This window comes from Pedococcus cremeus (assembly GCF_900111375.1).
GTDB classification, from domain to species: domain Bacteria; phylum Actinomycetota; class Actinomycetes; order Actinomycetales; family Dermatophilaceae; genus Pedococcus_A; species Pedococcus_A cremeus.
This window is the reverse complement of record NZ_FOHB01000007.1, coordinates 1-22,886: the sequence shown is the minus strand read 5'-3', so window position 1 is coordinate 22,886 and position 22,886 is coordinate 1. Positions and strand designations below refer to the sequence as shown.

The 22,886-nt window shown below is 68.3% G+C and carries 14 protein-coding genes and 3 rRNA genes; 6 read left to right on the top strand and 11 right to left on the bottom strand.

All coding sequences use genetic code 11. The features are described from left to right. Positions 1-3: 3 nt before the first annotated feature. Positions 4-1,278: a D-alanyl-D-alanine carboxypeptidase family protein gene (locus BMW78_RS13990; protein WP_091761045.1), complete on the top strand. Its 1,275-nt coding sequence runs from the start codon at positions 4-6 to the stop codon at positions 1,276-1,278. An 11-nt stretch (positions 1,279-1,289) separates the two neighbouring features. On the opposite strand, the gene BMW78_RS13985 is transcribed toward BMW78_RS13990, so the two are convergent. Genes BMW78_RS13985 through BMW78_RS13955 form a run of 7 tightly spaced genes read right to left on the bottom strand, consistent with a single transcriptional unit; the run spans position 1,290 to position 9,330 of the window. Beyond that, positions 1,290-2,369, bottom strand: coding sequence for a YihY/virulence factor BrkB family protein (locus BMW78_RS13985; RefSeq protein ID WP_091761043.1), 1,080 nt, complete (start codon positions 2,367-2,369; stop codon positions 1,290-1,292). Between the two features lie 4 nt (positions 2,370-2,373). Next, the gene (locus tag BMW78_RS13980) at positions 2,374-2,889 is read right to left on the bottom strand and encodes a 2'-5' RNA ligase family protein (protein WP_091761040.1); all 516 of its coding nucleotides are present in this window, start codon (positions 2,887-2,889) and stop codon (positions 2,374-2,376) included. A gap of 10 nt (positions 2,890-2,899) precedes the next feature. Then, positions 2,900-3,928, bottom strand: coding sequence for a tryptophan--tRNA ligase (gene trpS, locus BMW78_RS13975; RefSeq protein ID WP_218144363.1), 1,029 nt, complete (start codon positions 3,926-3,928; stop codon positions 2,900-2,902). 4 nt (positions 3,929-3,932) lie between these two features. Beyond that, positions 3,933-6,134 (bottom strand): alpha-galactosidase, encoded by a 2,202-nt coding sequence (locus BMW78_RS13970; RefSeq protein WP_091761034.1) that lies wholly within the window; start codon positions 6,132-6,134, stop codon positions 3,933-3,935. Then, positions 6,131-7,072 carry a carbohydrate ABC transporter permease gene (locus tag BMW78_RS13965; protein ID WP_177180397.1) on the bottom strand — a complete coding sequence of 314 codons (942 nt, stop codon included), beginning with the start codon at positions 7,070-7,072 and terminating at the stop codon, positions 6,131-6,133. Before BMW78_RS13965 ends, BMW78_RS13970 begins: the two co-directional genes overlap by 4 nt. Next, on the bottom strand, positions 7,069-7,956 hold the full coding sequence (locus BMW78_RS13960; RefSeq protein ID WP_091761031.1) for a carbohydrate ABC transporter permease: 888 nt from the start codon (positions 7,954-7,956) through the stop codon (positions 7,069-7,071). Before BMW78_RS13960 ends, BMW78_RS13965 begins: the two co-directional genes overlap by 4 nt. 30 nt (positions 7,957-7,986) lie before the next feature. Then, positions 7,987-9,330, bottom strand: a complete 1,344-nt coding sequence (locus BMW78_RS13955; RefSeq protein WP_091761028.1) for an ABC transporter substrate-binding protein — start codon at positions 9,328-9,330, stop codon at positions 7,987-7,989. Between the two features lie 371 nt (positions 9,331-9,701). Between BMW78_RS13955 and BMW78_RS13950 the strand changes: the two genes are divergently transcribed. The 4 genes from BMW78_RS13950 to galK are packed head-to-tail and all read left to right on the top strand — an operon-like array spanning position 9,702 to position 14,847. Continuing rightward, positions 9,702-11,684: a beta-galactosidase gene (locus BMW78_RS13950; protein ID WP_091761025.1), complete on the top strand. Its 1,983-nt coding sequence runs from the start codon at positions 9,702-9,704 to the stop codon at positions 11,682-11,684. Between the two features lie 3 nt (positions 11,685-11,687). After that, complete coding sequence (locus tag BMW78_RS13945; RefSeq protein ID WP_091761021.1) at positions 11,688-12,494, top strand: DeoR/GlpR family DNA-binding transcription regulator; 807 nt, start codon at positions 11,688-11,690, stop codon at positions 12,492-12,494. Further along, on the top strand, positions 12,491-13,645 hold the full coding sequence (gene galT / locus BMW78_RS13940; RefSeq protein ID WP_218144362.1) for a galactose-1-phosphate uridylyltransferase: 1,155 nt from the start codon (positions 12,491-12,493) through the stop codon (positions 13,643-13,645). Before BMW78_RS13945 ends, galT begins: the two co-directional genes overlap by 4 nt. After that, entirely contained in the window at positions 13,642-14,847 is a 1,206-nt protein-coding gene (galK, locus tag BMW78_RS13935) for a galactokinase (RefSeq protein ID WP_091761018.1), read from the top strand. Before galT ends, galK begins: the two co-directional genes overlap by 4 nt. On the opposite strand, the gene BMW78_RS13930 is transcribed toward galK, so the two are convergent. Then, positions 14,832-15,635, bottom strand: coding sequence for an exodeoxyribonuclease III (locus BMW78_RS13930; RefSeq protein WP_091761015.1), 804 nt, complete (start codon positions 15,633-15,635; stop codon positions 14,832-14,834). The genes galK and BMW78_RS13930 overlap by 16 nt on opposite strands. A 50-nt stretch (positions 15,636-15,685) precedes the next feature. On the opposite strand from BMW78_RS13930, the gene BMW78_RS13925 reads away from it, so the two are divergent. Then, positions 15,686-17,224 carry a S10 family peptidase gene (locus BMW78_RS13925; RefSeq protein ID WP_091761012.1) on the top strand — a complete coding sequence of 513 codons (1,539 nt, stop codon included), beginning with the start codon at positions 15,686-15,688 and terminating at the stop codon, positions 17,222-17,224. Between the two features lie 184 nt (positions 17,225-17,408). On the opposite strand, the gene rrf is transcribed toward BMW78_RS13925, so the two are convergent. The 3 genes from rrf to BMW78_RS13910 all read right to left on the bottom strand — a co-directional run bounded on the left by rrf (position 17,409) and on the right by BMW78_RS13910 (position 22,663). Next, positions 17,409-17,525 (bottom strand): 5S ribosomal RNA (gene rrf, locus BMW78_RS13920). 95 nt (positions 17,526-17,620) lie between these two features. Then, positions 17,621-20,743: ribosomal RNA gene (locus tag BMW78_RS13915) — 23S ribosomal RNA — on the bottom strand. A gap of 394 nt (positions 20,744-21,137) precedes the next feature. After that, a 16S ribosomal RNA gene (locus BMW78_RS13910) occupies positions 21,138-22,663 on the bottom strand. The 16S, 23S and 5S rRNA genes sit together here, the layout of an rRNA operon. Between the last annotated feature and the right edge of the window lie 223 nt (positions 22,664-22,886).

Here is a 22,886-nt window from a genome sequence, read left to right as displayed (position 1 = left end):
CGCGTGCGACGCATCCTCTGCGCCGCCGCTGCCGGCCTCGTGCTGGCAGTCGGCGGCGCCGTCGTGTCACCGGCCCCCGAGGCCGCGACGGCCGCCGTGCCCGCGGCCCCGAAGCCGAGACCGAGGCCTAGCACGCCGACGCTGCCGGTCCCGAAGCCGACGGTCGACCCGAAGCTCTCCGTCGGTGGCGAGCGGCTGGCCTCCATGGGCCTCGTCGTCGACCTCCCGGCGGGCGTGCCCGCTCCCCCGAAGCTCAAGGACGTCTCCTGGGTGCTGGCCGACATGGACTCCGGGGAGGTCGTCGCCGCCAAGGCCGCGCATGCCCGGATGCTGCCCGCCAGCACCCTGAAGACCCTGACCGCCCTGACGCTCATCCCCAAGGTGGACGCGAACCGTCCCTTCCGCGCCACGGCCGAGGACGCCAACGCCGACGGCACCCGCGTGGGCCTCCTGCCCGGCCAGGCCTACACCGGGCGACAGCTGTTCAGTGCCCTGCTGATGTCGTCGGGCAACGACGCGGCCTACGCCCTCGCCCGGGCCGGTGGTGGCAGGCAGGAGACGCTCGCGGCGATGAACCAGGAGGCGCGCCAGCTCGGCGCGCACGACACGGTGGCCAAGGACCCCTCCGGCCTCGACGCCCCCGGGCAGACCTCGAGCGCCTACGACCTGGCGCTCATCGGCCGCGCCGCTATGCAGCTCCCCGACTTCCGCACCTACGTCACGACGAAGCAGATGAAGTTCCCCGGCGCCAAGGGCAGGAACGGCAAGCGCGCCAGCTTCGTCATCAGCAACCACAACCGGCTGCTCTACAACTACGACGGCACGATCGGCATCAAGAACGGCTACACCAACGCCGCCAAGCGCACGTTCATCTCAGCCGTCACCCGCGGCGGGAAGACGTACATCCTCACCGAGATGTACGGCCTGGACAACAGCTGGCGACCCCAGGCCGCGATGTACGACTGGGCGTTCCGCTGGGGCGACAAGGCCAGGCCGGTCGGCCGCCTCGTCCACCCGGGCGAGGTCACCGAGCCGCCGACGCCGGCACCGGCCGCAACCGACGCGCCAGGGGCGCCGGCGGCCGACGTGGCCAAGGGCGACGGCCGTGCCGACGGAGCCGCGGCGGCCATCCCCTCGGCCCTCGGCAGCCAGCGGGTGCCGCCGTGGGTCGGCGTGGCCAGCCTCGCGGCCGCAGTGCTCCTGGTGGCCCTGTTCGCCGTCCGCGGCATCACCGGCGGTAGAGCCGGTCGGCCGCCCAGCCGGCACCGCGCCCGCTGACGCGGGGTCGGTCACTCCCTGCGAGCCAGGCCCCGTATGCCGCGGAGCACCGCTCCCAGCATCGCGGCGCCGACCGCACCGAGCACCGCCCCGGCCAGCATCGCCGTGCGAGCGGTCGCCGGCTGCCCGAGGACCGGCAACCCCTCCTGCAGACGGTCCCGCGCCGTCGCCGGAACGGGCGCCGGCCCTTCCAGCAGCTTCTCCCGCTGTCCGGGGCTCAGCGTCCCGGTGCCGGTGGACAGGTCGAGGTCGTTGGCGGCCCACGCGGCGGCGACGAGGATGACGCGCGACATCAGGTTGAGCCAGAGCAGCAGGCCCACGACGAGGGCGAACGACGCGTAGAGCGGGTTGTGCAGCGTGCCGGAGAGCAGCACCGTGCCGAACTTCTTGAGAGCGGTGAGGCCCACGCCGCCGATGAGCGCGGCGGTGCGCAAGACCCGCCAGGGCACCTCGACCCCCGACTCGACCCGGACGAGGAACCCGACGAGCACCGCGTCCAGGACCACCCCGAGGACGACGCTGGACGCCGTGAGCACCCAGCCCTGGCCACCCAGACCCACGTGGCCGGCAACCCAGGCCGACACGGCCCCGGTCACGGCGCCGACGACCCCGGACAGGACGATGCCCAGACCGAGGACCAGCATGACGCCGAGGTCGCGGGCCTTCACCACGACGGCGTTGGCCGTCGGGCCGGGCACGCCGAAGATGGCGCGGATGGCGTCGCGCATCGCCCCGAGCCACCCGACCCCGGCGAAGACGAGGCCGACGACCGAGAGCACACCGCTGACCGTGAGCGCAGCCCTGGTGGGGGCGGTCACGTCGATCACCCCGTTGGGGTTGTCCTGCGACTTCACGAAACCGGGCACGAGGTCGTTGACGGCGTTCTTCGCCTCCTCGAGCAGCTGCGGCTGGTCCCTCAGCACGAGGCCGAACACCGTGAAGGCGAGCAGCACGGCGGGGAAGATCGAGAAGAAGGCGAAGTAGCCCACGCCGCCGGCCAGCACGCTGCCCCGGCTGTCGCCGTACCGCTTCCACGCGCCGTAGAGGCGGGTGCGCTGGGCCGCGGCCCACCACCGCCTCAGCGTGGTCAACCGGTCACCGGCCTCGCAGCGGGAAGGAACGCACCGGCCGCCACACCTGGTCGGCGCCGTGCTCGTAGAGGTGGAACTCCTCGATCTCGAAGGTCGCCTCGAAGTCGGCGAGGTCGGCCAGGGCCCGGTCGAGGTTCTCCTCGCTGACGTCGTGCGCCACGGTGACGTGCGGGTGGTAGTTGAACTCGAGGTGCCGCTCGAGGGGACCCTGCCGCACCGCGCGCTCGAGCACCTCGCACTCGGCGAGCCCACCGGAGACCTGCACGAAGACGACCGGCGAGATGGGCCGGAACGTGCCGGTGCCGCGCAGCCGCATGGGGAACGGCCTGCTGATCGCGCTGACCTCCTCGAGGTGCTCGACGGCGGCGGGCATGTCGGCGGGCGCCAGCTCGGTCGGGCCGAGCAGCGTCACGTGCGTCGGGATCGAGTCGGCCAGCGGGTCGCCGAAGGACGCGCGCTTGGCCTGGAGCAGGTCCCCGTGGGGTGCGGGGATCGCGATGCTGACGCCGATCGTGGGCACGGCCGCGACCCTATCGCGCCGCCGGCAGCAACCCGACGCGGTCACGGACCCGCGCCATGGTGGCGACGGCGACCTCCCGGGCCCGGTCGGCGCCCTCGGCCACCGCCCGGTCGAGCTCGGCCGGGTCGTCGAGCAGCTCGGTCATCCGGGTCCGGAACGGCGTGATCGCCTCGACCACGACCTCGGCGACCTCCTTCTTCAGGTCGCCGTAGCCGTGGCCCTCGAAGCGCCGCTCGAGGTCCGGGATCGACGTGCCCGACAGCACGCTGTGCATCACGAGGAGGTTGGACACCCCGGGCTTGGCGTCGACGTCGTAGCGCACCTCCGCCTCGGTGTCGGTGACCGCCGAGCGGATCTTCTTGGCCGTCTTGGACGGCTCGTCCATCATCCAGATCACGCCGCGGTCGGTGGACCCCGTCTTGCTCATCTTCGACGTGGGGTCCTGCAGGTCCATGATCTTCGCCGACTCCTTGAGGATGTGCGGCTCGGGCACGACGAGCGTCTCGCCGAAACGGGTGTTGAACCGCTCGGCCAGGTCACGGGTGATCTCGAGGTGCTGGCGCTGGTCCTCCCCCACCGGCACACGGTCCGCGTCGTACATGAGGATGTCGGCGGCCATGAGCATGGGGTAGGCGAACAGCCCGACGTTGGCGTTCTGCCCCTTGGCGATCTTGTCCTTGAACTGGGTCATCCGGCTCGCCTCGCCGAACCCGGTCAGGCAGTTCATGACCCAGCCGAGCTCGGCGTGCTCGGTGACGTGGCTCTGGCAGAAGACCGCGGAACGCTTCGGGTCGACGCCGCCGGCGATGAACTGTGCTGCCGTCACGCGGGTGCGGTGGCGCAGCACCTCCGGCTCGGTCGGCACGGTGAGGGCGTGCAGGTCGGCCACGAAGTAGTAGGCGTCGAAGCCCTCCTGCAGCCCGACCCAGTTCACCAGGGCACCGATGTAGTTGCCGAGGTGGAGCGAGTCACTGGTCGGCTGCATGCCGGACAGGATCCGGGGCAGCCGGGCTGGGGTGGGCGCAGACATGCCCGCCATTGTGTCAGGTGAGGTGGAGCAGGAGTCCCTGGGCCGGGGCCAGCACCGGCAGCGGGAGCCCGACCGTCCCCAGCACGGCACCGCTCAGCCGCAGGCCGTCACCCAGCGCGTCCGCCCACCAGACCGGCGGCGCGGTCTGCACCGTGTGCGGCAGCCCCGCCTCGGGCCGCACCCGCACGGTGTACTCCCGCTCGGGGTCGAGCCCCGGCAGGGGCACCAGCCCGGGCACCGCCCGGGGCCCCGTGTGCGTGCGCACCACCGTGTATGCCGCGTGCGCGCCGTCCGCCGCCACCGTCCCGGTGACGAGCAGGCCCTCCTCGGCGGGCAGGTCGGCCCGCACGAGGTCGCCGCCGTGCAGCAGTGGCCGCAGCTCGCGGTAGAGCGCCGACCACCGGGTCAGGGCCTCCCGCTCCGAGGCGTCGCACGTCGTGATGTCCCACTCGAGGCCGGCGTGTCCCTGCAGTGCCATCAGCGTGCGGAAGCCGAGGTCGAGGCTGCGGTGCGTCGTGTGGGCGGTGGGCGGCCCGACGTGGGTGCCCATCACCTCCGCGGGCACCAGCAGCGAGGTCCAGCGCTGGATCTGGGCACGCTCGAGGGCGTCGTTGCAGTCGCTGGTCCACACCCGGTCGGTGCGGGCCAGCACACCCAGGTCCACCCGCGCGCCGCCGCTGGCGCACGACTCGACCTCGAGGCCGGGGTGGGTCGCCCGGAGGCGGTCGAGCAGGTCGTAGAAGGCGGCCGTCTGCGTGTGCACCGCCGGGCGGTCGCCGGCCTCGCCCTCGTCGCCGGGACGCACGGCCTCGTGCAGGTCGCGGTTGTGGTCCCACTTGATGAAGTCGATGCCGAGCTCGGAGACCAGCGTGCTGATCTGCCGCTCGACGTGTGCCGCGGCCTCGGGGTTGGCGAGGTCGAGCACCTGCTGGTGGCGCCACTCGCGGGGGTGGCCGGCCCGCGGGCCGAGGACCCAGTCGGGGTGCTGCCGGACGAGGTCGGAGTCGGCGTTGACCATCTCCGGCTCGAACCAGAGGCCGAACTCCATGCCGAGGTCCTTGACGTGCTCGACGATCGGGCCGAGCCCGTCGGGCCACGCCTCCGGCGAGACCCACCAGTCGCCCAGGCCGGCCCTGTCGTGGCGACGACCGCCGAACCAGCCGTCGTCGAGCACGAACCGCTCCACCCCGATGGCGGCGGCGGTGTCGGCCAGCTCGCGGAGCCGCCCGAGGTCGTGGTCGAAGTAGACCGCCTCCCACGTGTTGAGCACCAGCGGGCGGGGACGGCGCGCGCGGGTGGCCGTGGCCCGCTGGGCGCGGTGCAGCCGTCGCGAGATGCCGTCCAGCCCCTCGGCCGAGTGGACGAACACCACGTCGGGCGCGGCATACCGCTCACCGGGACCGAGCCGGACCTCGCCGGGCTCGAGCAGCTCACCGCCACCCAGCACGGCCGCGTGCATGCCCGCGCCCTCCGGCAGGCGCTCCACCAGGTGCTCGTGGCCGCCGCTCCACGCCACGTGCACCGACCACACCTCGCCCGCGCGGAAGCCGAAGCCCGGTGTGCCGACGGAGAGCAGCAGGGTGGCGTCGTGTCCCGTCCGACCACGCCGCGAGGCGCGCAGGTGCGTGCCATCGGTCAGCGCCCGGCGCTGGGGCGAGCGCTCCCGGCACCAGCGGCCGGTCAGGTCGAGCACCTCGGTGGCGCGCGAGGGTACGGGCAGCAGCACCCGCAGGGCCGCGAGGTCGAGCACCAGCTCGGGCCCGTCGGGCTCGACGGTGCTCGCCACCGCGGCGGAGGCGGTCAGCACGCCGTGCTCGTCGAGCCGGTAGACGAGGGTGACCTCGGCGCCGTCGGCCCCCAGGACCACCTCCACGCTGTCGACCGTCGCGGTGGTGGAGGTGACCGCGAACCTCGGTGCGGTCGCGCGCCCGCCGCGGTGCGCGGCATACCCGGGCGTGCCCAGCCAGCCGTCGGCGTCGGTGGGCAGCACCGTGAGCGGCCACGGCCGGTCGAGCGCGCTGGGCGGCACGGGACCCTGCGCGAGCAGCGGCAGCGCACGCACGGCCTCGTCGGGCAGGTCGGCGCCCCAGTGGAGCACGCGTGGCAGGTCGGGGCCACGGGTGTCGAGGACCAGCGCGGTGCCCGCGGCCCGCAGGACCGTGAGGTCGGGATTGTCGGTGAGGTCGGTGGTGTGGGCGGCGGAGGAGGACGTCATCCCTTGGTGGCTCCCAGGGTGAGGCCGGCGACGAACTGCTTCTGCAGCACGAAGAACACGATGAGCGTCGGGAGCGCGATGACGACCGAGCCGGCCGCGACCAGGTTGTTGTCGGTGAAGAACTCGCCGCGCAGGTTGTTCAGCGAGCTGGTCACCGGGTACTTGTCGCCGGACTGCAGCAGCACCGTCGCCCAGAAGAACTCGTTGTAGATCCAGGTGACCTCGAGGGTGGCCAGGGCGGCGAGCGCCGGTCGGCACAGCGGCAGGGTCAGCTGGAAGAACTGGCGCAGCACCCCGGCGCCGTCGACGACGGCCGACTCGTAGAGCTCGCGCGGCAGCGCCTTCATGTAGTTGGACAGCACGAACGCGCAGAAGCCGGTCTGGAACGCGACGTTGACCGCGATGAGGCCCCAGTAGCTGTTGAGCAGGGTGCCCGACTCGCTGAACCAGAAGGGCACCTCGATCGACCGGAACATCCGGTAGACCGGGATCAGCAGCGCCTGCGGGGGCAGCAGGTTCGCGGCGGTGAACAGGCCGAGCAGCGCGAGGTTGAACTTGAACGAGAAGCGCGCCACGACGAACGCCACGCAGCACGACAGGAACAGCGTCAGGGCCACCGCGGGGATGGTCACGATCGCCGAGTTCACCATCGTCTGCGAGAAGTTCGCCTGCGCCCAGGCGTCCTTGTAGTTCTGCAGGGTGAAGCCGCCGAACGAGAGGTAGCCGTGCTGCGCCGTGTAGGAGTAGTCGCGGAAGCTGGCCAGCACCGCGTAGCCGACGGGGAAGATCCACAGGACCGCGACGAGGGCGAGGAAGCCCTGCACGGCCAGGCGTCCGCGCCTGCTCCGGCGGCCGCTGCTGGTGCGACGCGCAGTCACCGGGTTGCGGGTGCTCACCTGCCGGGGCGCGTCGTTCGCCTGGTGGGCGGTGGCGGTCATTGCTGCTCCCTCATGATGTAGCGGATGTACAGGGCCACGAAGAACGAGGAGAGGACGAGCATGATCGTGGCGATGGCCGAGCCGAAGCCGATCCGGCTCGCCTCGCCCACGACGTTCGACGTCACGAGCGTGCCCAGCAGCTCGAGCCCGTTGCGGCCCTTGTTGATCACCCAGGCAAGGTCGAACGCGCGCAGCGACTCGATGACCGTGATGACGAGGACGATGATGTTGATCGGGGCCATCACCGGGAACACCACCTTGAAGAAGGTCGTCCGCTCGTTGGCGCCGTCGACCTTCGCGGCCTCGCGCAGGGACGGGTCGACGCCCTTGAGGCCGGCCAGGTAGAGCAGCATCACGTAGCCGACGTGCCGCCAGCTCGAGGCGACCAGCGCGGCCCACAGGTTGTACCTCGGGTCGCCGTACCAGTCGATGGTGCTGCCGGTGACCTGGTTGATGAGCCCCTGGTCGCGGCTGTAGATCAGCTGCCAGATGAAGCCGACCAGGGCCAGCGAGAGCACCACCGGCAGGTAGATCGCCGTCTGGTAGACCCGCGTCCCGCGCAGCTCGCGGTCGAGCAGCACCGCGAGGAACATGCCGAACGGGGTGGCCACGAGGAACATCACCGCCAGCCAGATGAGGTTGTGCTGCACCGCCGGCCAGAACGGCGGGTAGATGCTCACCACGTCGCGGTAGTTCTGGATGCCGATGAACTTCGCGTCCGAGATCGGGCCGACACCGTCCCAGTTGGTGAAGGACAGCAGCACCGACCCGATCGCCGGCGCCCAGACCAGCCACACCACCAGCAGCGTCGGCACGACGACCATGAGGCCGACCACCACCCGGTCCAGGCCGGAGAGCTGGTTGATTCCCTTGTACTTGGCCATGGAGCTTTCCTCGGTCGTCGTCGGCAGCGGTCAGCTGGCGAAGATGCTCTGCTTCTGCTTCTCGATGCTGTTGACCAGCCCGTCGATGTCCTTGGGGTTCTTGAGGAACTGCTGGATCGCCGGGATCATCACCGTCGACGCGAAGTCGGGGCGGGTGTCGCGGTCCATGAACTGCGCGATCGACTTGGCGGAGGCCACGAACTCGGCCGACTTCTTCTGCAGCGCGGTGTAACCGGAGGTGTCGGCCTTGCCATTCGAGGCCACCACGCTCGGGTCGGCCTTGACGAGCACGTTCTGCGCCTCCGGGGAGCCGATGTAGCTGAGCATCTTCAGCGCCCCGGCCTCGTTCTTGGGCCGCTTGGACATCATGTAGCCGTCGATGGGCGCCTCGACCGCGTCGGCACCGATGGTCGAGTCGACCTCGGGGAAGCCGAAGAAGTCCAGGTCGTCCTGCTCCGCGCCCTGCTTGAACTGCTGGGCCACGAAGGAGCCGAGCAGGTAGGTACCGGCCTTGCCCTGCTGCAGGGTCTGGGCGGCCTCCTGCCAGGTGCGGCCGAGGGCGTCGGGCTGGTGCAGGTCGAGCAGGCCGGCCCAGGTGTCGAAGACCTTCTTGACCTTGTCGCTGTTCCAGGGCTCCCGGCCGGCCATCAGGCTGACGTGGAAGTCGTAGCCGTTGACCCGCAGGTTGAGCTGGTCGAAGGTGCCCATGGCCGGCCAGCCGTCCTTGTCCCCGAAGGCGATCGGCACCAGGCCGTCCTTCTTCATCTGTGCGCCGAGGGTGCGCAGATCGTCGAGGGTCTTGGGCACCTCGTAGCCGTGCTTCTGGAAGACGCTCTTGCGGTAGAACATCGCCCACGGGTAGTAGGTGGCCGGCATGAAGTACTGCTTGCCGTCGTCGCCGGTGGAGGCCTTCTTGAAGGCGTCGGTCATCCCCGACATGCCCTTCCAGGCGTCGGAGATGTCGCCGGCGAGGTCGCGCTTGGCGAAGAAGCGCATGCGGTAGCCGGCGAACCAGGAGAAGACGTCGTCCGGCGAGCCCTGCAGGTAGTTGTTGATGTTCTCCTGGAACGAGTTGTGGTCGATCGTGTTGATCTTCACGGTCAGCCCGGAGTTCGCCTTCTGGAAGGCGTTGACCATGCTCTGCACGGCGGCCTTCGGCACGGCGTCGGACTGGTTGGACCCGAGGGTCACCGTCCCGGTCGCCGAGCTGCCGCTGGAGCTGCTGCCGCCACCACAGGCCGCGAGCAGCGACGGGGTGGCGAGGAGCGCGCCGGCACCGAGGGCGCCGCGCAGCAGGGTCCGGCGTGAGACGCCCTTGACGGAGTCGGGCACGAGGCTGGCGAGGTACTCGTCCTGGGTGGCGGGGCGCGGCATGTCGTCTCCTTTGACGGGCATGGGTGCACGCAGGTGCACGCAGCGGAGCAGGGGGTCCGGTGGTCTCGCGTCGCTCAACAAGTTCGATCAAAAACCACCATTAACGAACGAGGATGAAGGTCCGGCGTCGCGCTGTCAAGACCCTTGTCGCGGACTGGGCGGCCGGGCTCCGCCACCCACGCATTCCTCTTCAGGCTGCGCAAGTTCTCGCCGAAAGCCGCACCGGCCCAGCCCAATTGGGCTGGACGGGCCGTGGCGCCGGTTGTCGCCGCCACCCACCGCGAGCGGTGGCCCGCGGCCAGTTCGAGGACCCTCGCGGGGATGTTGAGTTCTGTTGACATCTGTGCGGAACGGGGTCAACACTGTCCCCCATGCGCCCTTGGCCAGCAGACCGCATCGCCTTCGGTGGCGACTACAACCCCGAGCAGTGGCCCCGCGCGACCTGGCGGGAGGACATCGAGCTGATGCGGCGCGCCCGGGTCTCCTTCGTGACCCTCGGCGTCTTCTCCTGGTCCTGGCTCGAGCCGGCCAAGGGCGAGTACGACTTCGGCTGGCTCGACGAGGTCATGGACCTGCTGCACGAGGCCGGCATCGCGGTCGACCTCGCCACCGCCACGGCCACCCCGCCGCCCTGGCTCTCGGCCGCCTACCCCGAGATCCTGCCGGTCGACCGCGACGGCCACACCCTCTGGCCGGGCAGCCGGCAGGCCTGGTGCCCGAGCTCGCCGGTCTACCGCGAGCACGCCCTCGCGCTGACCGCCGCTCTCGCCGAGCGCTACCACGAGCACCCGGCCCTGGCGATGTGGCACGTCTCCAACGAGTACGCCTGCCACAACCTCCCCTGCTACTGCGACACCTGCGCCGCTGCCTTCCGCCGGTGGCTGCGCGGGCGCTACGACGGCCTCGAGGGCCTCAACGACGCCTGGGGCACGGCCTTCTGGAGCCAGCGCTACACCGACTGGGACCAGGTGCTGCCGCCGCGGCGCACGACGACCTTCGCCAACCCGACGCACCAGCTCGACTACGCGCGCTTCGGGTCCGACACCCTGCTCGACTTCTACCGTGCCGAGAAGGCCGTGCTGACCGAGCGCTCCCCCGGCGTCCCCGTCACGACCAACTTCATGACGCTCGCCCACTTCGACCTGCTCGATTACCACCAGTGGGCGCCGGAGCAGGACGTCGTCAGCACCGACCACTACGTCGTCAACACGCTCGAGCACCCGGCCGCGGAGCTCGCCTTCAGCGGTGACCTCACCCGCGGCCTGGCGGGAGGGCAGCCGTGGATGCTCATGGAGCACTCCACGAGCGCGGTGAACTGGCAGCCGGTGAACCCGGCCAAGGCTCCCGGGCAGACGCTGCGCGACAGCCTCGCCCACGTGGCCCGGGGCGCCGACACGGTCGGCTACTTCCAGTGGCGGCAGTCGCGGGCGGGCTCGGAGAAGTTCCACTCCGCCCTGGTGCCGCACGCCGGACCCGACAGCGCGCGCTTCCGGGAGGTGTGCCGGCTCGGCGAGGTGCTGGAGCGGCTCGGTGAGCTGCGCGGCTCCACCGTCGAGGCCGACGTCGCGATCCTCTGGGACTACCAGGCCGGCTGGGCGGCGTCCGGCCCCGCCATGCCGTCCTCGGCACTGGAGTACCCGGCGGTCGCCCACACGGTCCACCGGCTCCTCCGCGACCGCGGCGTCGTCGCCGACGTGGTGCACCCGTCGGCCGACCTCACGGCCTACCGGGTGGTGGTCGTGCCCACCCTCTACCTGGTCACCGACGAGCACGCGGCCGCCGTCGCGGCCGCGGCCGAGGCGGGCGCCCAGGTGCTCGTGACCTTCTTCTCCGGCATCAGCGACGAGCACGACCACGTCCACCTCGGCGGCTACCCCGGCGCCTTCCGCGACGTGCTCGGTGTGCGCGTCGAGGAGTTCTTCCCCCTCATGCCCGGCGAGACCGTCGCCCTCGGCTCCGGCTCGGGCCACCTGTGGAGCGAGGACCTCACCGCCGTCGACGCCGAGGTCCTCGACCGGTATGCCGCGGGCCCGCTGCGGGGCCGGCCCTGCACCACCCGCCGCGCCGAGGGCCGGGGGGCTGCGTGGTACCTCAGCACGCTCCCCGACGACGCCACCTTCAACGCGCTGCTCGGGCAGGTCCTCGACGCCGGCGGGGTCACGCCCGCGGCCGAGGTCCCACCCGGCGTCGAGGCCGTCCGGCGCAGGAGCGGGCACGGGTCCTGGCTCTTCCTGGCCAACCACACCGACCAGCCCCAGTCCGTGAACGCGTCCGGACACGACCTCGTCGCCGACCGACCCGTCGACGGTGTGCGGCTCGAGCCCGGCGACGTCGCCGTCGTGCGAGAGGGCTGAGAGATGCTCGCCAGCCAGCGCCGGGCCACCATCGCCGCCCTCGTCGCCGAGTCCGGCGCCGTCCGCGTCGCCGACCTCGTGCAGCACCTCGGCGTCTCCGACATGACGGTGCGCCGCGACATCGAGCAGCTGGCCCGCGAGGGCCTCGTCGAGCGGGTGCACGGCGGGGCGATGGCGGTCGGCGGGCGCAGCAGCGAGGAGCCGGGTTTCTCAGCGAAGTCCGCGCTCATGACCCGCGAGAAGGAGGCCATCGCCGCCGCGGCCGCCGCCCTGGTCGAGCCGGGCGCCTCGATCGGCATCTCCGCGGGCACCACGACGTACGAGTTCGCCCGTGCCGTGCGGGGCGTGCCCGACCTGACCGTCGTCACCAACTCCATCCCGGTGGCGCAGCTGCTCCACGAGTCGGGCACCCCGGGCCAGACGGTGGTGCTCACCGGCGGGGTGCGCACGCCGTCCGACGCGCTCGTCGGACCCGTGGCGGTGTCGGCCCTGCGCATGCTGCACGTCGACCGCCTCTTCCTCGGCGTGCACGGCATGGACGCCCGCGCCGGGCTGACCACCCCGAACCTCGTGGAGGCGGAGACCAACCGCGCCATGATCGAGACCGCCCGTCGGCTGTGCGTGCTCGCCGACCACACCAAGTGGGGCACCGTAGGGCTCAGCACCATCACCGAGCTCAGCGAGGTCGACCAGCTGGTCACCGACAGCGGCCTCTCCGAGCGGGCCCGGACCACGCTGAAGGACCTCGTCGGTGAGCTCGTCGTGGCACCGCCGCTGCCGGAGGCGGCCGGGCAGGGACGCACGGCATGACCCAGGCGACCCCCACCATCCGCCGCACCCGCCGGCTGCTCGCCGACGGGCGCGAGATCCTCTACTACGACGACCGGGCGTCCGCGCCGAGGACCGCGGAGGACTCCCGCGACCTCGGCGAGCGGGCCCTCGCCGGCCAGCTGCGCCGCGACCCCCTGACCGGCGACTGGGTCGCCATCGCCGGGCACCGGCTCAACCGCACCTTCCTGCCGCCGAAGAACGAGTGCCCCCTCTGCCCCACGGGCCGCGGCACCGTGCCCTCGGAGATCCCCGAGGCTGACTACGACGTGGTCGTCTTCGAGAACCGCTTCCCGTCCTTCTCCGCCCACGCCGAGGAGGGAGCCGCCGCGCACGGGCTGCTCGAGCACGTGCCGGCCCACGGCCGGTGCGAGGTCGTCTGCTTCACCAGCGACCACGACGCCAGCTTCGCCTCCCTCACGCCGTCGCGGGCGCGCACGGTCGTCGAGGCCTGGGCCGACCGCACCGCCGAGCTCTCGCGCCAGGCCAGGGTGGAGCACGTCTTCCCGTTCGAGAACCGCGGACAGGAGATCGGCGTGACCCTGCACCACCCGCACGGGCAGATCTACGCCTACCCCTTCGTCCCGGCGCGCACGCAGTCGCTGCTCGCCGAGGCGCGCCGCCACCACGACCGCACCGGGAGGGTGCTCGGGGCCGATGTCCTCGCCGCCGAGCGCGCCGACGGCTCGCGCATGGTGCTCGAGGGGGAGCACTGGAGCGCCTACGTGCCGTATGCCGCCCGCTGGCCGGTCGAGGTGCACCTCGCGCCGCACCGTGACGTGCCCGACCTCGTCGCCCTGACCGGCGAGGAGCGCGACGAGCTCGCGGAGGTCTACCTCGACCTGTTGCGCAGGCTCGACCGCTACTACCCCGCCCGCGACGGCCAGAGCCCACGGCTTCCTTACATCGCCGGCTGGCACCAGGCGCCGGTGCACGTCGGCCGCGACATCTCCCGGCTGCACCTGCAGGTGATGTCGGTGCTGCGCTCCCCCGGCAAGCTGAAGTACCTCGCCGGCTCCGAGTCCGGCGTCGGCGGCTGGGTCAACGACGTGCCGCCCGAGCGGATCGCCGCGCGGCTGCGCGAGGTGGGCAAGACGGGCGACGTGGGCGAACCGCGCGAGGCTGGCCGGTGACGGCGCCCCTCTGGCTCCCCGCACCCGACTCCGCCCAGGTGGCGCACACGCTCGTCGAGGCGTTCACGCAGCGGTTCGGCGTGCCGCCGTCAGGGGTGTGGGCCGCACCGGGCCGGGTCAACCTCATCGGCGAGCACACCGACTACAACCAGGGCCTCTGCCTGCCCATGGCCCTCCCCCACCGCACGTATGCCGCGGTGCGGCCGCGCACCGACCGCCTCGTCCGGGTGGCCTCGCTCCAGCAGGAGGACGCCTGGGCGGGAACGCTCGACGAGGTGGGCCCGGGACGGCCGGACGGTTGGGCGGCCTACGTGGTGGGGGTCCTGTGGGCCCTGCACGGGCAGGGCATCGACCTGCCCGGTGTCGACGTGGTCGTCGATGGCCACGTGCCGCTGGGCAGCGGGCTGTCGTCATCGGCGGCGCTGGAGTGCTCGGTCGCCGTCGCGCTCGCCGACCTCGTGCCCGCGGTGGCGGCGCTCGAGGTCACCGACCTGGCGGCCGCCTGCGTCACCGCCGAGAACGTCGTGGCCGGAGCGAGCACCGGTGGCCTCGACCAGACGGCGGCACTGCGGGCCCGTGAGGGCCACGCGATGCTGCTGGACTGCCGCGACTTCACGGTGGAGCACGTGCCGTGGTCGGTGGGCGCGGACGGCTGGACGGTGCTGGTCGTCGACACCCGGGCGCCGCACGCCCTCGTCGACGGACAGTACGCCGCCCGCCGACGCAGCTGTGAGGAGGCGGCCGTCCGTTTGGGCGTGCCCTCGCTCCGCGACGTCGCGGTGCCCGACCTGTCGTCCGCGCTGGAGCACCTGGCGCCCGACGACGTGCTGGTGCGTCGCACCCGGCACGTCGTCACCGAGATCGAGCGGGTGCGCGAGGCCGCCGTGGCACTGCGCTCGGCCGACGTGACGGCCCTGGGGTCGCTCATGACCGCGTCGCACGTCTCGCTGCGCGACGACTACGAGGTCTCGTGCGCCGAGCTCGACGTCGTCGTCGACACCGCGCTCGGCTGTGGCGCGGCCGGGGCCCGCATGACCGGTGGCGGCTTCGGCGGCTCCGCGATCGCCCTCGTGCGCCACGACGAGGGGGCGCGGGTGGCGGACGCCGTGGCCGGCGCCTTCGAGGCACGCGGGTGGCGGCCACCGCAGGTCCTGGAAGCCGTGCCGTCCGGCCCGGCGGGGCGCGCTCAGCCCAGGTCGTAGTCGACCGTCACCGCGGCGTGGTCGCTCCACCGCTGGTCGTAGGCCGCGGCGCGGCCCACGGAGGCAGCCACCGCGGTCTTCGCCAGCGCCCGGCTCGCGAGCTGGTAGTCGATACGCCACCCGGCATCGTTGTCGAACGCCTTCCCTCGCCACGACCACCAGGTGTAGGGACCCGGCCCGGGCCCGTGCAGCTCGCGGTGCGTGTCCACCCAGTCGCCGAACTCGAACCATCGGTCGAAGTAGGCGCGCTCCTCGGGCAGGAAGCCGGCCTTCTTGAGGTTGCCCTTCCAGTTCTTCAGGTCGTCCTCGCGGTGGGCGACGTTGAGGTCACCGGTGACCACGGCCAGGGCGCCCTCGGCGGCCCAGGCCTGCAGCCGGGCAGTGACGGCGTCGAGGAAGCGGTACTTCTCCAGCTGCCGTGGGGTGTCGGCCTCCCCGGTGTGCACGTAGGTGGAGACGACGCTGACCACGCCCGCAGGACTGGGCAGGTCGACCTCGACCCATCGGCCGCTCGCATCGAACTCCTCGGGTCCGACGCCCACCTGCACGCGCAGCGGCTCGAGCCGGCTGATGACGGCGACCCCGGCGCGCCCCTTGTCCGCCGCCTCGGTGTGCGCGACGTGCCAGCCACCGAGGCCGGCCTCGTCGAGCGCCTGGCCGAGCTGGGCGTCGGTGGCCCGCACCTCCTGCAGGCAGAGCACGTCGGCCCCCTGGTCGGCGAGCCACTGCACTCCGTCGCGTCGGGCGCAGGCCCGGATGCCGTTGACGTTGGCCGTGATCACTCGCATGTCCCTATTGTCCGTGCTCGGCAGGGCTGCTCCGCACTAGGGTGACCGCCATGGCCGACGAGACCGCCGACACCCGCCCCGCACCTGCTCCGTCCACGGGGCAGGCCCCCGACGACACCGGGCACCAGAACGGCGGACACACCGTGACGACCACCCCGGCCTCGCCGCAGGACGACGTGGTCACCACCCGGCACACGCTCCGGGTCGGCCGCCGCACCCTGCGCTACACCGCAACCACGGGGCGCGTGGTGCTGCGCGACGAGGTCTTCGAGGACGGAAAGTTCACGGGCTTCAAGCCCAAGGCCGAGATGTCCCTGACCGCCTACGTCGTCGACGCCCCGGCCGGGACGAACCGCCCGGTCACGTTCGCCTTCAACGGCGGGCCGGGTTCGTCCTCGGTCTGGCTGCACCTCGGCCTGTTCGGTCCCCGGCGGGTCGTCATGGGCGACGTCGGCGAGCTCCTCGCTCCCCCGTACGCCCTCGAGGACAACGCCCAGTCGCTGCTCGCGGTCAGCGACCTCGTGTTCATCGACCCGGTCTCCACCGGGTACTCGCGCGCGGTCGAGGGCGGGACCACGAAGGACTACCACGGCTACACCGGCGACATCGAGAGCGTCGGCGAGCTGATCCGGCTGTGGACCACCCGGCACAACCGCTGGATGTCGCCCAAGTTCCTGGCCGGCGAGTCCTACGGCACCCTGCGAGCCGCCGCGCTGGCGGAGCACCTGCAGACCCGCCACGGCATGTACCTCAACGGCGTCATGCTGATCTCCAGCGTGCTCGACCTCGGGTCGATCGGCCTGCACGAGCCGGAGGACCGCGGGTACGCCAACTTCCTGCCGACCTATGCCGCCGTCGCGCACTACCACGGCAAGCACGGCCGGCGGAGCCTGCGCAGCGTGCTCGCTGAGGCCGAGGGGTATGCCGCGCGCGACTACCCGTGGGTGCTCTCCCGCGGCAACCGGCTCACCCGCGCGGAGCGCGCCGAGGCCGTCACCACCCTCGCCCGGCTCACCGGCCTGAGCGAGGACTACGTCGACCGCGCCGACCTGCGCATCGAGCACGTGCGCTTCTTCACCGAGCTGCTGCGCGACCAGCGCCTGGCCGTCGGACGGCTCGACAGCCGCTTCACCGGGCCGCTGGGCAGCGCTCTCGCCGAGGCCTACGACGCCGACCCCAGCCACGACGCCATCGCCGGCCCGTATGCCGCCGCCTGGAACCACTACGTGCGCAGCGAGCTCGAGTACAAGAACGACCTTCCCTACGTGCAGATCTCGGCCAAGGCGCACGAGGAGTGGTCGTACAAGGAGTTCGAGGGCCGGGCGGTCAACGTCGCACCCAAGCTGGCCCGGGCCATGCGCGCCAACCCGCACCTGCGGGTTCACGTGGCCTACGGCTACCACGACGGCGCCACCCCGTACTTCGCAGCGCAGGACGTCATCGCCCACCTGCAGGTGCCGCAGTCCCTGGTCGACAACATCGAGCACGCCTACTACGAGGCCGGCCACATGATGTACGTGCACGAGCCGAGCCGACTGCAGCAGAGCGCGGACCTCGCGGACTTCGTCACCCGCGCCAGCCAACCCTGACGCATTCACGCATGACCTGACGCACCCACACATGAGGAAAGGCCCGGCTCACCAGAGCCGGGCCTTTCCTCATGTGCCGTCGCAGACGTAGCGCCACCCCAACCTCATCGAATGACGCCACCTCATTGAATGACGCAAATGCAGAAAGGCCCCGCACTGAGTGCGGGGCCTTTCTTCAAAGTATGTTCGGCTGCGTCCTACTCTCCCACACCGTCACCAGTGCAGTACCATCGGCGCTGAAGGGCTTAGCTTCCGGGTTCGGAATGGGACCGGGCGTTTCCCCTTCGCTATGACAGCCGAAACTCTATGGAGATGTCAATCAGGTGTTCCCGACCGTTTCTCGGGAACCGCACAGTGGACGCGAAGCAATCTTCTCTGCCTTTTCAGCAGAAGTGTGTAGTCAAGTTGTCGGCCTATTAGTACCAGTCAGCTGCATGCATTGCTGCACTTCCACATCTGGCCTATCAACCCAGTAGTCTAGCTGGGAGCCTCTCGGGGCAAGCCCCGTGGAAACCTCATCTTGAAGCGTGCTTCCCGCTTAGATGCTTTCAGCGGTTATCACTTCCGAACGTAGCTAATCAGCGGTGCCCTTGGCAGGACAACTGACACACCAGAGGTTCGTCCATCCCGGTCCTCTCGTACTAGGGATAGCCCTTCTCAAGTTTCCTACGCGCACAGCGGATAGGGACCGAACTGTCTCACGACGTTCTAAACCCAGCTCGCGTACCGCTTTAATGGGCGAACAGCCCAACCCTTGGGACCTACTCCAGCCCCAGGATGCGACGAGCCGACATCGAGGTGCCAAACCATGCCGTCGATATGGACTCTTGGGCAAGATCAGCCTGTTATCCCCGGGGTACCTTTTATCCGTTGAGCGACGGCGCTTCCACAAGCCACCGCCGGATCACTAGTCCCGACTTTCGTCCCTGCTCGACATGCCTGTCTCACAGTCAAGCTCCCTTGTGCACTTACACTCAAAACCTGATTGCCAACCAGGCTGAGGGAACCTTTGGGCGCCTCCGTTACCTTTTAGGAGGCAACCGCCCCAGTTAAACTACCCACCAGGCACTGTCCCTGATCCGGATCACGGACCGAGGTTAGATATCCAGAACGACCAGAGTGGTATTTCAACGTTGACTCCACACACACTGGCGTGCATGCTTCACAGTCTCCCACCTATCCTACACAAGCCGTACCGAACACCAATACCAAGCTGTAGTAAAGGTCCCGGGGTCTTTCCGTCCTGCTGCGCGTAACGAGCATCTTTACTCGTAGTGCAATTTCGCCGAGTTCGTGGTTGAGACAGTGGAGAAGTCGTTACGCCATTCGTGCAGGTCGGAACTTACCCGACAAGGAATTTCGCTACCTTAGGATGGTTATAGTTACCACCGCCGTTTACTGGGGCTTAAATTCTCAGCTTCGCTCCGAAGAGCTAACCGGTCCTCTTAACCTTCCAGCACCGGGCAGGCGTCAGTCCGTATACATCGTCTTGCGACTTCGCACGGACCTGTGTTTTTAGTAAACAGTCGCTTCTCCCTGGTCTCTGCGGCCCTTCACCCTAGGAGGCAAGCTCCTTCAGGGTCCGGGCCCCCCTTCTCCCGAAGTTACGGGGGCATTTTGCCGAGTTCCTTAACCACGATTCACTCGATCGCCTTGGTATTCTCTACCTAACCACCTGAGTCGGTTTGGGGTACGGGCGGCTCGAACCTCGCTAGAAGATTTTCTTGGCAGCATAGGATCACCCTGCTTCCCGCATACGCGGTCACTATCAGGTCTCAGGATATGTGCGACACGGATTTGCCTATGTCGCTCCCTACACCCTTGGACGTGGACTACCATCGCCACGCGGAGGCTACCTTCCTGCGTCTCTCCATCGCTTGACTACTACTAGATCGGGTCGCGCGCTCCACCACCAGTCCTTCCCCGAAGGGTCGGTGCCGGCGGCTTCGGGCGCTTAGCATCACTAGGTTCATCATGGGCGGTTCTTCGCCGGTTCCGGAATATCAACCGGATGTCCATCGACTACGCCTGTCGGCCTCGCCTTAGGTCCCGACTTACCCAGGGCAGATTAGCTTGACCCTGGAACCCTTGGTTATTCGGCGGACGGGTTTCTCGCCCGTCATTCGCTACTCATGCCTGCATTCTCACTCGTGTGGCCTCCACGGCTGGATCACTCCGCCGCTTCCCTGGCCACACGACGCTCCCCTACCCATCAACACGCCTGGACACCGAACCCGCAGGTGTCGGTGCCGAGCAAATATGTCAATGCCACAGCTTCGGTGGTGTGCTTGAGCCCCGCTACATTGTCGGCGCGGAATCACTTGACCAGTGAGCTATTACGCACTCTTTAAAGGGTGGCTGCTTCTAAGCCAACCTCCTGGTTGTCAATGCAACTCCACATCCTTTCCCACTTAGCACACGCTTAGGGACCTTAGCTGGTGGTCTGGGCTGTTTCCCTCTCGACTACGGAGCTTATCCCCCGCAGTCTCACTGCCACGCTCTCACTTACCGGCATTCGGAGTTTGGCTAACGTCAGTAACCTGGTGAGGCCCATTAGCTATCCAGTAGCTCTACCTCCGGTAAGAAACACGTGACGCTGCACCTAAATGCATTTCGGGGAGAACCAGCTATCACGGAGTTTGATTGGCCTTTCACCCCTACCCACAGCTCATCCCCTCAGTTTTCAACCTAAGTGGGTTCGGTCCTCCACGACGTCTTACCGTCGCTTCAACCTGGCCATGGGTAGATCACTCCGCTTCGGGTCTAGACCCCGCGACTAAAACGCCCTATTCGGACTCGCTTTCGCTACGGCTTCCCCACACGGGTTAACCTCGCCACGGAGCACTAACTCGCAGGCTCATTCTTCAAAAGGCACGCCGTCACCCCACAAGGAGGCTCCGACGGATTGTAGGCACACGGTTTCAGGATCTATTTCACTCCCCTCCCGGGGTACTTTTCACCTTTCCCTCACGGTACTTGTCCGCTATCGGTCACCAGGGAATATTTAGGCTTAGCGGGTGGTCCCGCCAGATTCACACGGGATTTCTCGGGCCCCGTGCTACTTGGGATGGGTCTTGGGAGTGCGTCGCGATTTCGTCTACGGGGGTAGCACCCTCTGTGCCGGGCCTTTCAATGCCCTTCGACTATCACACGCATTTGTAACTCCCTGCCAGCGTGTCAGCGCTGACCAAGACGTCCCACAACCCCGTACCTGCAACCCCTGACAGGTATCACACAGATACGGTTTGGCCTGATCCGCTTTCGCTCGCCACTACTCACGGAATCGCGGTTGCTTTCTCTTCCTGTGGGTACTGAGATGTTTCACTTCCCCACGTTCCCTCCCATCGCCCTATGTGTTCAGACGAGGGTGACTGGACTTGCCTCCAGCCGGGTTTCCCCATTCGGGCATCCTCGGATCACAGTCTGGTTATCGACTCCCCGAGGCTTATCGCAGATTCCTACGCCCTTCATCGGTTCCTGGTGCCAAGGCATCCACCGTGTGCCCTTAAAAACTTGAGCCACAAAGATGCTCGCGTCCACTGTGCAGTTCTCAAAAAACGGGCGGCCCCCCACACAACCGGCGCCTACCACACCAACCCCTCTTCACCCATCAAGGTGACCAGGAGCTGACCGTGTGGCGGTTCGACCGCAGTGAGGGTCCGATAAGCCGTCCAAGACGACCCGAAGGAGGCTTTCGCCCGAGCCTTCAGGACCCAACAACGTGCCAGGCGCCTCCCCCACCCCCCACCGCGTTCCACTGCCCTGCCCCCATCAACGACGGAGGAAGAGCTTGTACTTGCGACACGAGACGGTGTCAGCGCCAACTAATCGATGTTCCACCCTTGAGCACCCGCTGCCCCACACTCGGGGACAGACCGGGCTCTGGATCGCTTGCGCGACCAGTGCTCCTTAGAAAGGAGGTGATCCAGCCGCACCTTCCGGTACGGCTACCTTGTTACGACTTAGTCCCAATCGCCAGTCCCACCTTCGACAGCTCCCTCCCACAAGGGGTTGGGCCACCGGCTTCGGGTGTTACCGACTTTCGTGACTTGACGGGCGGTGTGTACAAGGCCCGGGAACGTATTCACCGCAGCGTTGCTGATCTGCGATTACTAGCGACTCCGACTTCATGGGGTCGAGTTGCAGACCCCAATCCGAACTGAGACCGGTTTTTTGGGATTCGCTCCACCTCACGGTTTCGCAGCCCTTTGTACCGGCCATTGTAGCATGCGTGAAGCCCAAGACATAAGGGGCATGATGATTTGACGTCATCCCCACCTTCCTCCGAGTTGACCCCGGCAGTCTCCTATGAGTCCCCACCATCACGTGCTGGCAACATAGAACGAGGGTTGCGCTCGTTGCGGGACTTAACCCAACATCTCACGACACGAGCTGACGACAACCATGCACCACCTGTATGCGAGTGTCCAAAGAGTTCTGCATCTCTGCAGCGTTCTCGCATATGTCAAGCCTTGGTAAGGTTCTTCGCGTTGCATCGAATTAATCCGCATGCTCCGCCGCTTGTGCGGGCCCCCGTCAATTCCTTTGAGTTTTAGCCTTGCGGCCGTACTCCCCAGGCGGGGAACTTAATGCGTTAGCTGCGGCACGGATCTCGTGGAATGAGACCCACACCTAGTTCCCAACGTTTACGGCATGGACTACCAGGGTATCTAATCCTGTTCGCTCCCCATGCTTTCGCTTCTCAGCGTCAGTAGTGGCCCAGAGACCTGCCTTCGCCATCGGTGTTCCTCCTGATATCTGCGCATTTCACCGCTACACCAGGAATTCCAGTCTCCCCTACCACACTCTAGCCTGCCCGTACCCACTGCAAGTCCGAGGTTGAGCCTCGGATTTTCACAGCAGACGCGACAAGCCGCCTACAAGCTCTTTACGCCCAATAATTCCGGACAACGCTCGCACCCTACGTATTACCGCGGCTGCTGGCACGTAGTTAGCCGGTGCTTCTTCTGCAGGTACCGTCACTTGCGCTTCTTCCCTGCTGAAAGAGGTTTACAACCCGAAGGCCGTCATCCCTCACGCGGCGTCGCTGCATCAGGCTTTCGCCCATTGTGCAATATTCCCCACTGCTGCCTCCCGTAGGAGTCTGGGCCGTGTCTCAGTCCCAGTGTGGCCGGTCGCCCTCTCAGGCCGGCTACCCGTCGTCGCCTTGGTGAGCCATTACCTCACCAACAAGCTGATAGGCCGCGAGTCCATCCCAGACCGAAAGACTTTCCACACCATACCCATGCGGATTGGTGTCATATCCGGTATTAGCTCCGGTTTCCCGGGGTTATTCCAGAGTCAGGGGCAGGTTACTCACGTGTTACTCACCCGTTCGCCACTGATCACCAGGAGCAAGCTCCTGGATCACCGTTCGACTTGCATGTGTTAAGCACGCCGCCAGCGTTCGTCCTGAGCCAGGATCAAACTCTCCATTGATGTTTAGCTCGTGACCCGAAGACCACGAAACTGCTACCCAAGAAGGGTTGTTTCACTGACTGAGCAAGAACAACTAGCCATTGCTAGAAATTCATTGTCAACCAAAGGATTTTCGTTCGACATGACCGCATCCCCAGACCTTTAGCCCGGTTCGCCGCCACCTCGAGACGAGGTAATTGGCATCGATTTTTGACACGCTGTTGAGTTCTCAAGGTTCGGACGC

Excerpts from the sequence above, each read along its gene's own strand:
- trpS (WP_218144363.1), bottom strand. The coding sequence starts at position 3,928 with ATGGCGGGCATGTCTGCGCCCACCCCAGCCCGGCTGCCCCGGATCCTG.
- BMW78_RS13970 (WP_091761034.1), bottom strand. The coding sequence starts at position 6,134 with ATGACGTCCTCCTCCGCCGCCCACACCACCGACCTCACCGACAATCCC.
- BMW78_RS13965 (WP_177180397.1), bottom strand. The coding sequence starts at position 7,072 with ATGACCGCCACCGCCCACCAGGCGAACGACGCGCCCCGGCAGGTGAGC.
- BMW78_RS13960 (WP_091761031.1), bottom strand. The coding sequence starts at position 7,956 with ATGGCCAAGTACAAGGGAATCAACCAGCTCTCCGGCCTGGACCGGGTG.
- BMW78_RS13955 (WP_091761028.1), bottom strand. The coding sequence starts at position 9,330 with ATGCCGCGCCCCGCCACCCAGGACGAGTACCTCGCCAGCCTCGTGCCC.
- BMW78_RS13950 (WP_091761025.1), top strand. The coding sequence starts at position 9,702 with ATGCGCCCTTGGCCAGCAGACCGCATCGCCTTCGGTGGCGACTACAAC.
- BMW78_RS13945 (WP_091761021.1), top strand. The coding sequence starts at position 11,688 with ATGCTCGCCAGCCAGCGCCGGGCCACCATCGCCGCCCTCGTCGCCGAG.
- galT (WP_218144362.1), top strand. The coding sequence starts at position 12,491 with ATGACCCAGGCGACCCCCACCATCCGCCGCACCCGCCGGCTGCTCGCC.
- BMW78_RS13930 (WP_091761015.1), bottom strand. The coding sequence starts at position 15,635 with ATGCGAGTGATCACGGCCAACGTCAACGGCATCCGGGCCTGCGCCCGA.
- BMW78_RS13925 (WP_091761012.1), top strand. The coding sequence starts at position 15,686 with ATGGCCGACGAGACCGCCGACACCCGCCCCGCACCTGCTCCGTCCACG.